Raw genomic sequence first — 7,425 nt, 5'->3', positions numbered from 1 at the left:
CTGGCTCGTGCGCTGTGACGGGCTTCGGTGCTCGCCGCGGGTAGCCCCCCTCCCCGGCCCTCCCCCCGCTGCGCGGTGGGAGGGAGAACTACAACCCCGTTTCATCCTCCGTGGTCGCGCGCAGCGCGGTGGAAGACTCAGAATGACATCTCCTTTGGCACGATCGATCGCGAAATCTGGGTATCGGCAGAGGTGTTCTCTGCTGACTCTGCTGACTCTGCGTGAGGCCTGAAGTCGTCTGTACGAGCCTCCGCCGCCAGCCCGGTCCCCCCGGCCGGGTGGAGCCGGCGCCTCCGTCCGGGGAGCCGCGTCCTTGCGGCGCCGCGCGCGCGGACCGACCTTGCGGGCACATTGCATCCCGGTCCGCCGAACCCGTCCCCGGAAGCATCTCCTTGACTTCCCCCTCCCCCGCCGCGGCCCCCGCGGACGTCCCGCCGAGCGAGCCGGCGCAGGCGCCCGCCGCCGCCGCGTCGCGCGGCGGGTGGTCGCGCGCGGCGCTGGTGGTCTACGCGGCGGCCGTGTTCTCGAGCGCCTTCCTGCTGTTCCTGGTGCAGCCGATGTTCAGCAAGATGGTGCTGCCGCTGCTGGGGGGGACGCCCGCGGTGTGGAACACCTGCATGCTCTTCTTCCAGGCGGCGCTCCTGGGCGGCTACCTGTACGCGCACCTGGGCGCGCGGCGGCTGGGCGTGCGCGCGCAGGCGCTCCTGCACCTGGCGCTGCTGGCGCTCGCCGCGGTGGTGCTGCCGGTGAGCGTGGCGGGCGCGGCGCCGCGGGGCGGGGAGGCGCCGATCCCCTGGCTCCTCCTGCTGATGGCGACCACGGTGGGGCTGCCGTTCTTCGTGCTCTCCGGCACGGGGCCGATGCTGCAGCGCTGGTTCGCGCACACCGGCCGCCCCGACGCCGCGAACCCGTACTGGCTGTACGCCGCCAGCAACCTGGGGAGCATGCTCGCGCTCCTCGGCTACCCCTTCCTGATGGAGCCGCGGCTCCGCCTGGCCGAGCAGAGCGCCGCGTGGGCGCTGGGCTACGCCGCGCTCGGCCTGCTGGTGGCCGGGTGCGCGCTCGTGCTCTGGAAGCACCCCGCCGCCGGCCCCGCCTCGGCCGAGGCGGCGCTCGGCGCGGCGGGCGAGGGAGCCGCGGAGCGGGTGTCCGCGCGGGAGCGGCTGGTCTGGATCGGCCTCGCCTTCCTCCCGTCGAGCCTGCTGCTGTCCGTCACCACCTTCGTCACCACCGACCTGGCGCCGGTGCCGCTCTTGTGGGTGGTGCCGCTCGCCATCTACCTGCTCACCTTCACCCTCGCCTTCTCCACCCGCCCGCCGCTCCGGCACGCGTGGATGGTGGGGGTGCAGCCGTCGGTGATCGCCGTGGTGGCGCTGCTGCTGATGTACGGCTTCACCCGCGAGCCGCGGCTGGTGATCCCGCTGCACCTGCTGGCGCTCTTCGTCACCGGGATGGTGTGCCACGGCGAGCTGGCGCGGCGGCGGCCCGACGTGCGGCACCTCACCGAGTTCTACCTGTGGATCGCCGTGGGCGGGGTGCTGGGCGGGATCTTCAACGTGCTGGTGGCGCCGGTCGTCTTCAGCCGCACCTGGGAGTACCCGCTGCTGCTGGCGCTGGCGTGCCTGGCGCGCCCCTGGCCCGAGCGCGCCGTGCTGCGCCGCACCTGGCGGGGCTACGCGCTGCGGACGGCCGGGTTCGTGGTGGCCATGCTGCTGGTGGCGCGCCCCGACGTGCCCGGCATCCCGCCGATCCTGCAGCTCGCCGCCACGGCCGCGCTGGTGGTGCTCGTCTCGCTGGCGCTCGGCCGCGCCCCGCTCTGGCTGTTCGCCTGCATCGGCGCGGCGCTCCTGGTGAGCACGCTCATCGCGCTCCGGCAGGACCGGGTGCTCTTGGCCGCGCGCTCGTTCTACGGGCGCTACATGGTGCTCGACATCCCCCGGGACGGGGGCTTCCACGCGCTCTACCACGGCTCCACCCTGCACGGTGCGCAGACCTTCGCGCCGGGGCGGCGCACCGAGCCGGTGACGTACTACCTGCGCGAGGGGCCGTTCGGGCAGGTGTTCGCCGCGAGGGCGGCGGACGCGGGGCGGCGGCGGGTGGCCGTCGTCGGCCTGGGAACGGGGACGGCGGCCGCGTACGGCAACGCGGGCGAGGCGTGGACCTTCTACGAGATCGACCCCGGGATCGAGCGGATCGCCCGCGACCCGCGCTATTTCACGTTCCTGCGCGACTCGCGGGCCAGCATCCGCGTGGTCCTCGGAGACGCGCGGCTGTCGCTGGCGCGCGCCCCGCGGGCCGCGTACGACCTGATCGTCCTGGACGCGTTCAGCTCCGACGCCATCCCCATGCACCTGATGACGCGCGAGGCGCTGGGGATGTACCTGGAGAAGCTGGCGCCGGGGGGCCTCGTCGTCTTCCACCTGAGCAACCGCTACCTCTCCCTGGAGCCGGTGGTGGCGGCGCTGGCGAAGGAGCGGGGGATGTCGATCCGCGTGGCCGAGCACCGCCCGCCGCGGCGGCCCTTCCACTCGGCGTCGACCTGGGCGGTGCTGGCCAGGAGCGAGGCGGACCTGGGCCCCCTGGCCGCCGACGCGCGCTGGCGCGGCGGGCGCATCCTGCGGGGCGTGGAGCCCTGGACCGACGACTTCTCCAGCCTGCTGAGCGTCTTCGGGCGCCGCCGCTGAGCGGGCTCCGCTCGGGACCGGGACTTCCCGAACGCCGCACGCGGAGTCGGCGGAGGAAGCGGAGGATCCCGGCGTTTTTCCGCTGCCTCCGCTTCCCCCGTGCGATACCATGTTGCCGAGCATTGTTCTGGTTCCAGACAGATCGGAATCACACAGAGAAACAGAGGAACAGAGAAACCGAAGTCCTCTGTTTCTCTGTTTCTCTGTGTGAGACCTTTTCAGGACCTATTCCCGAACGATGCTCTGCAAGATGGTATGAGCCCTGCCCCTCGCGATTGACAGCCGCGAGCCGGCGGCGTTAGCCTGTGAGGCGAGGGCGCTCTCCCCCGCGCTCCCACCGCCGTCCCCTTTCCGCCGCCGCCCGCCCCCGCCCGGTCTGCGATGTCCCTCGCGAAACTCTACGGCCAGCTCCGGCTCGCGGCTTCCCTCGGCGACGTCACCCTCGGCACCGACGTGGTGCCTGCGGGGGTGGCGCAGAAGTTCTTCCAGAGCCAGAGCATCGTCATCACCCAGCCTACGGTGAGCACCGACGTGGAGCCCGCCCCGAAGCAGAAGAGGAAGCTGCTCCGGAAGCCGGCGCAGATCGTCAGCGCGTACGTGCCACGGGAGACGAGGGTCTTCCGCAAGGGCATCACGGTGTTCCTGGTGGCCAACGGGACACCGCTCGCCGCCGGCAGGCTCACGCGCACCGGGAGGGTCAGGTTCACGTACGTCTCCACCGATCTCGGGGACCCCACGAACGTCCGCCGCCTGTCGGTCGTCGTCGGGGCGCTCGCCACCGGCAACCGGCGCGGGAAGCAGAAGCGGCGCGAGGCCTTCTACCGCGACAGGCCGCGCGAGGTGACCGTCTCCGGCGTCCAGGCGGGGACCAACTACAGGGCCACGGCGAAGTTCTGGCTCGACAGCATGGGCCGGGAGCTCTCCGCCGTGCGCATCGAGGTCCCGGACCAGGACGTGAAGCAGGGTCTCCTGGCCGAGCTGGACCACGCCGAGCTGGAGGAGCTCACCTTCTCGTCCGCCGCCCTGCTCTTCACCGCGCAGGCCTGCCCCTCTCCGTGGCGGTTCCCCCTGGAACTGCAGCCGGGAGGCAACTTCGAGGCGCGCTTCCGCTTCGGGGCGAACCTCCAGGCGTGCGTGCGGACGTGGTTCGGGTTCGACCCCTGGCTCACGGGGAGCATCGACATCGTGGACGGCGAGCCGGTGCTGAACCTGGCCTCCACCCCTTTCAAGCTCGCCTTCGGGAGCGTGACCCTGGAAGAGGCCTCGCTCTCGGTGGAGGGGCGAAGGGTGCGGGAGCCCGCGCGGGAGTGGGTGGAGGGCGACGACGAGGGGGAGGGCGCTTCCGAGGACGAGGACGGCAGCAACGTGGAGGTGGAGGAGGAGTGGGAGGGGGTGCGCCACGCGGCAATGCTGCGCGGCGTCTGGAAGGCGGGCGAGGGCCGGCTGAACCTCTGGTCGCAGCTCCCCCCGGACGACGGCGTGATCTGCTGGCGCACGCAGGAGGAGTGGCTGGACCCCGAGAAGGCGCCGCCGCTGAAGACCCTCGCAGAGCTCTCGCCTTACATCGGCGGGTGGGAGGGATGGCACGCGGACGTGGGCAGGCTCCCCCCCTTCCTGAAGCACACCTCGCGCGGCAGGCTCCTGCGGGTGGCGCTGGGGGTCGACCTCCCTTCGCGCGCCCCCACGGACGTGACCTTCGTGCTGGAGGGCGGGCAGGTGGGCTACGACCCCTTCCCCGTGCGCCTGGAGCCGGTGGTGCTGACCTGGCAGATCAACCACCCGTGGGACGGCTCGCGCCGGAGCGTCACGCTCGACATCGGCGGAACCCTGTGGGCGGACGCGGTCGCCTTCGAGGCCGGCCTCACCGTCCCCGACCTCACCGTGCGCGGCTGGGCGCGGCAGGGGACCACGTTCTTCGACATCATGAAGACGAAGCTCTTCGGCGTGCTGTGGGACGCGCTCGCCGTGCCCTCGGAAGACCTGGACCGCAAGGACTTCGTGGACTTCGGCCTCACGCTGGACCCGTACGCGCGGCGGGTGCAGCTCTACGCCGTGTCCGAAGAGGGCGAGGACGCGGCCTGGACGCTCCAGGCGGTATAGCACCCGGCACCCCGGCACCGCCCGCATGGCCATCAAGCTGATCTCCTGGAACATCTATAACTTCGGCACCCGCGTGGCCGGCGACACCACGCGGGCCAGCCGCGTGCTCGACGCGGTGAGCCCCGCCGCCAAGCCGCCGGCGTACGACGTGTTCGTGGTGCTGGAGCCCAAGACACTCAAGGGGCTGCAGCCCGGCGAGCTGGGGATCGGCGACGGGCCGCTGGGGCTCACCAAGCTGCTCGCCGGGCTGCAGGCGCGGCACGCCGGCTGGCGGGCGGTGCCGCCGGTGTCGCTGGCCTTCGGGCAGAAGTCCGAGGCCGTGGGCGTGTTCTACGACTCCGACAAGCTGGAGCTCGAAGGCCCGCGCAAGGACCCGTCGATCCCCGGCCCCTGGAACGCGGCGGCCACCGGTGGCGTGCTCTACTGGGCCGACATCGGGAAGCAGGAGATCCAGAGCATCGCGGTCGCGGGCGGCGGGGCGCGCCAGGTGGTGACCAACGCCCAGCCGGCGGAGATCGCGCTCGACGCCGCCCGCGGCCGGATCTACTGGGTGGACGCGGCCGCCAAGGCCGTCCGCGCGGCCGACGCCGCGGGGACCAACCAGAACGTCGCCGTGGTGGCGAACACCGCCGGCCGCCGCGGGATCGCGCTGGACGCGAAGAACGGCAAGCTCTACGTCTCGACCGCGGCGGGCGACGTGGAGCGCGTGGACCCGGCCGCGAAGACGTCCGAGACGCTCCTGAGCAAGCAGGTGGTCCCCGCCGGGCTCACGGTGGACGGCGTGTACGACATGACGTTCCTGGCCAACCCGGCCAAGCGCGCCATCCAGTCGACGTACCCGCTGAAGACCGGCCACAAGCTCAAGGACCTGGTCAAGGGCGTCGACCCGGAGCGCTTCGCCGTCGACCTGGAGTCGAGCTGGATGTACTGGACCGACTCCACCGCCCAGAAGATCGAGCGCGCGGGTCTGGACGGGAGCGCGCGGACGGACGTGGCCACGGGCGTGAAGCCCGGCCCCTTCGCGCTGGCGCCCGCCGTGGGCCGGATCTTCTGGGTGGAGCAGGGTGCGCCGAACAAGATCCGCGCGCGCAGCCTGGATGGGACGGGGAACATCGACGACGTGGTGACCGCCGGGAACCCGGTGGAGGTGGCGGTCGATCCGGCGCGCCGCAAGCTGTACTGGATCGATGACGGCGCGGGCGCCGCCGCGGCAGGGGTCTGGGGCGCGAACCTGGACGGCGGCAACCCCACGCTGGGCGTGGCCGGCGCCGGCTTCCGGCACCTGGTGATCGACGTGGGGAGCGTGCTGCGCGGGCAGGTGGAGCACGAGGACAACGCCGGGAACAAGCTCAAGTTCCACAAGAAGATCCACCGCCGGCCGTACCTGGTGCAGTTCAAGGAGAAGGCGTCGGGGAAGAGCTTCCTGGTGGTGGGGGCGCACACGCCGGCGCCCAAGTACTCCAAGCAGGGAAAGAACAACTTCGCCGCCCAGACGGGGACGGCGCAGATCGGGCTGATCAGCGAGCTGGCGGCGGCGCGCACCCTGCCGGTGGTGGTGGTGGGCGACTTCAACTGCTGCACCATGCCGAAAACCGACCCCTGCGGCGACGGGAAGAAGAAGACCAACCCGGGCGGCCACGACGACGACGTCAAGGCCTACAACCCGCTGGTGGGCGAGCTGGGCGCCGCCTTCCCCACGGCCGACGCCATCCGCGTGCTGCGCGCCGTGATCGCGGCCACCAGCGAGACCGAAGAGGCCACCCTGCAGGCCGGTCTATGGAACGCGGCGGGGACCGACCCCGCCGCGGAGCAGGCCGCGACGAGCGCCGCGCTCGCCGCGAACCAGGCCGGCGCCGCGGCCGTGGAAGCGGCGGCGGCGGCCGAGAAGGTGGTGGCGAACGCGCCGCTGCGCTCCGCCGCCGACAACGACGGGAAGGTGGCCGCGGGGCTGGCCGCCCCCCTGGGCGGCCAGGCGAAGGCCGCCTACCAGCTCCCGGCGGCCAACGCGGCGGGCGCGGCGAGGAAGGCGCGCAACTCGGCGCTGAAGCTGGCGGAGGAGATCATGAAGAAGTCGACGCCGTACCTGCAGGCGTTCGCCGAGGCGGTGGTGGAGACCGCCACCGCCGTCGACCAGGCGGGGAAGCCGGCCGCGACCGCGGCGGCGAAGAAGGTGGGCGACGCGGCGCTCAGGGCGGAGAAGGCGGCGGGGCCGGTGCTCACGGCGGCGAACGCGGCCAAGAGCACGAAGGTCGCCGGCAACAGCGCGAAGGGAGCCGTCGACCTCACGGCCGCCGGGCTGGCGAAGGCGGCGCGCGACTCGATCCGCGACCTGGCCGAGGGGATCTACGTGGGGCAGATCGTGCAGACGCGCACCAGCATGAAGGCGCCGGGGAAGAACGCCACGCTCGCCAACCACACCTCGCACGCCTACGACCACATCTTCACGGTGGGGTTCACGAAGGTGGAGAACGCGAAGCTGCGCGACCTGGTGGTGGAGCTGACCGAGGACTGGAAGACGCGGAAGGCGAAGCCGGCCTTTCCGGCGACCAAGTTCACCAAGTACCACAAGAAGATCTGGAAGGGCGAAGGGGTGAGCGACCACCTCCCCGTGGTGGTGGAGCTCACCCTCTGATATCAGTTG

Annotated in this window: 3 protein-coding genes; all 3 read left to right on the top strand. The window is 72.2% G+C overall.

The features are described 5' to 3' along the window. Positions 1–392: 392 nt before the first annotated feature. The 3 genes from VF746_26015 (at position 393) to VF746_26005 (ending at position 7,416) form a co-directional block, all read left to right on the top strand. Positions 393–2,684, top strand: a complete 2,292-nt coding sequence (locus VF746_26015; GenBank protein HEX8695899.1) for a fused MFS/spermidine synthase — start codon at positions 393–395, stop codon at positions 2,682–2,684. Between the two features lie 381 nt (positions 2,685–3,065). Next, entirely contained in the window at positions 3,066–4,784 is a 1,719-nt protein-coding gene (locus VF746_26010) for a hypothetical protein (GenBank protein HEX8695898.1), read from the top strand. Between the two features lie 25 nt (positions 4,785–4,809). After that, on the top strand, positions 4,810–7,416 hold the full coding sequence (locus tag VF746_26005) for a hypothetical protein (protein ID HEX8695897.1): 2,607 nt from the start codon (positions 4,810–4,812) through the stop codon (positions 7,414–7,416). Positions 7,417–7,425 lie beyond the last annotated feature (9 nt).

The sequence above is a fragment of the Longimicrobium sp. genome (genome assembly GCA_036389795.1).
GTDB lineage: Bacteria > Gemmatimonadota > Gemmatimonadetes > Longimicrobiales > Longimicrobiaceae > Longimicrobium.
Note: the sequence above shows the minus strand (reverse complement) of the source record. Positions and strands in the feature narration are given on the sequence as shown.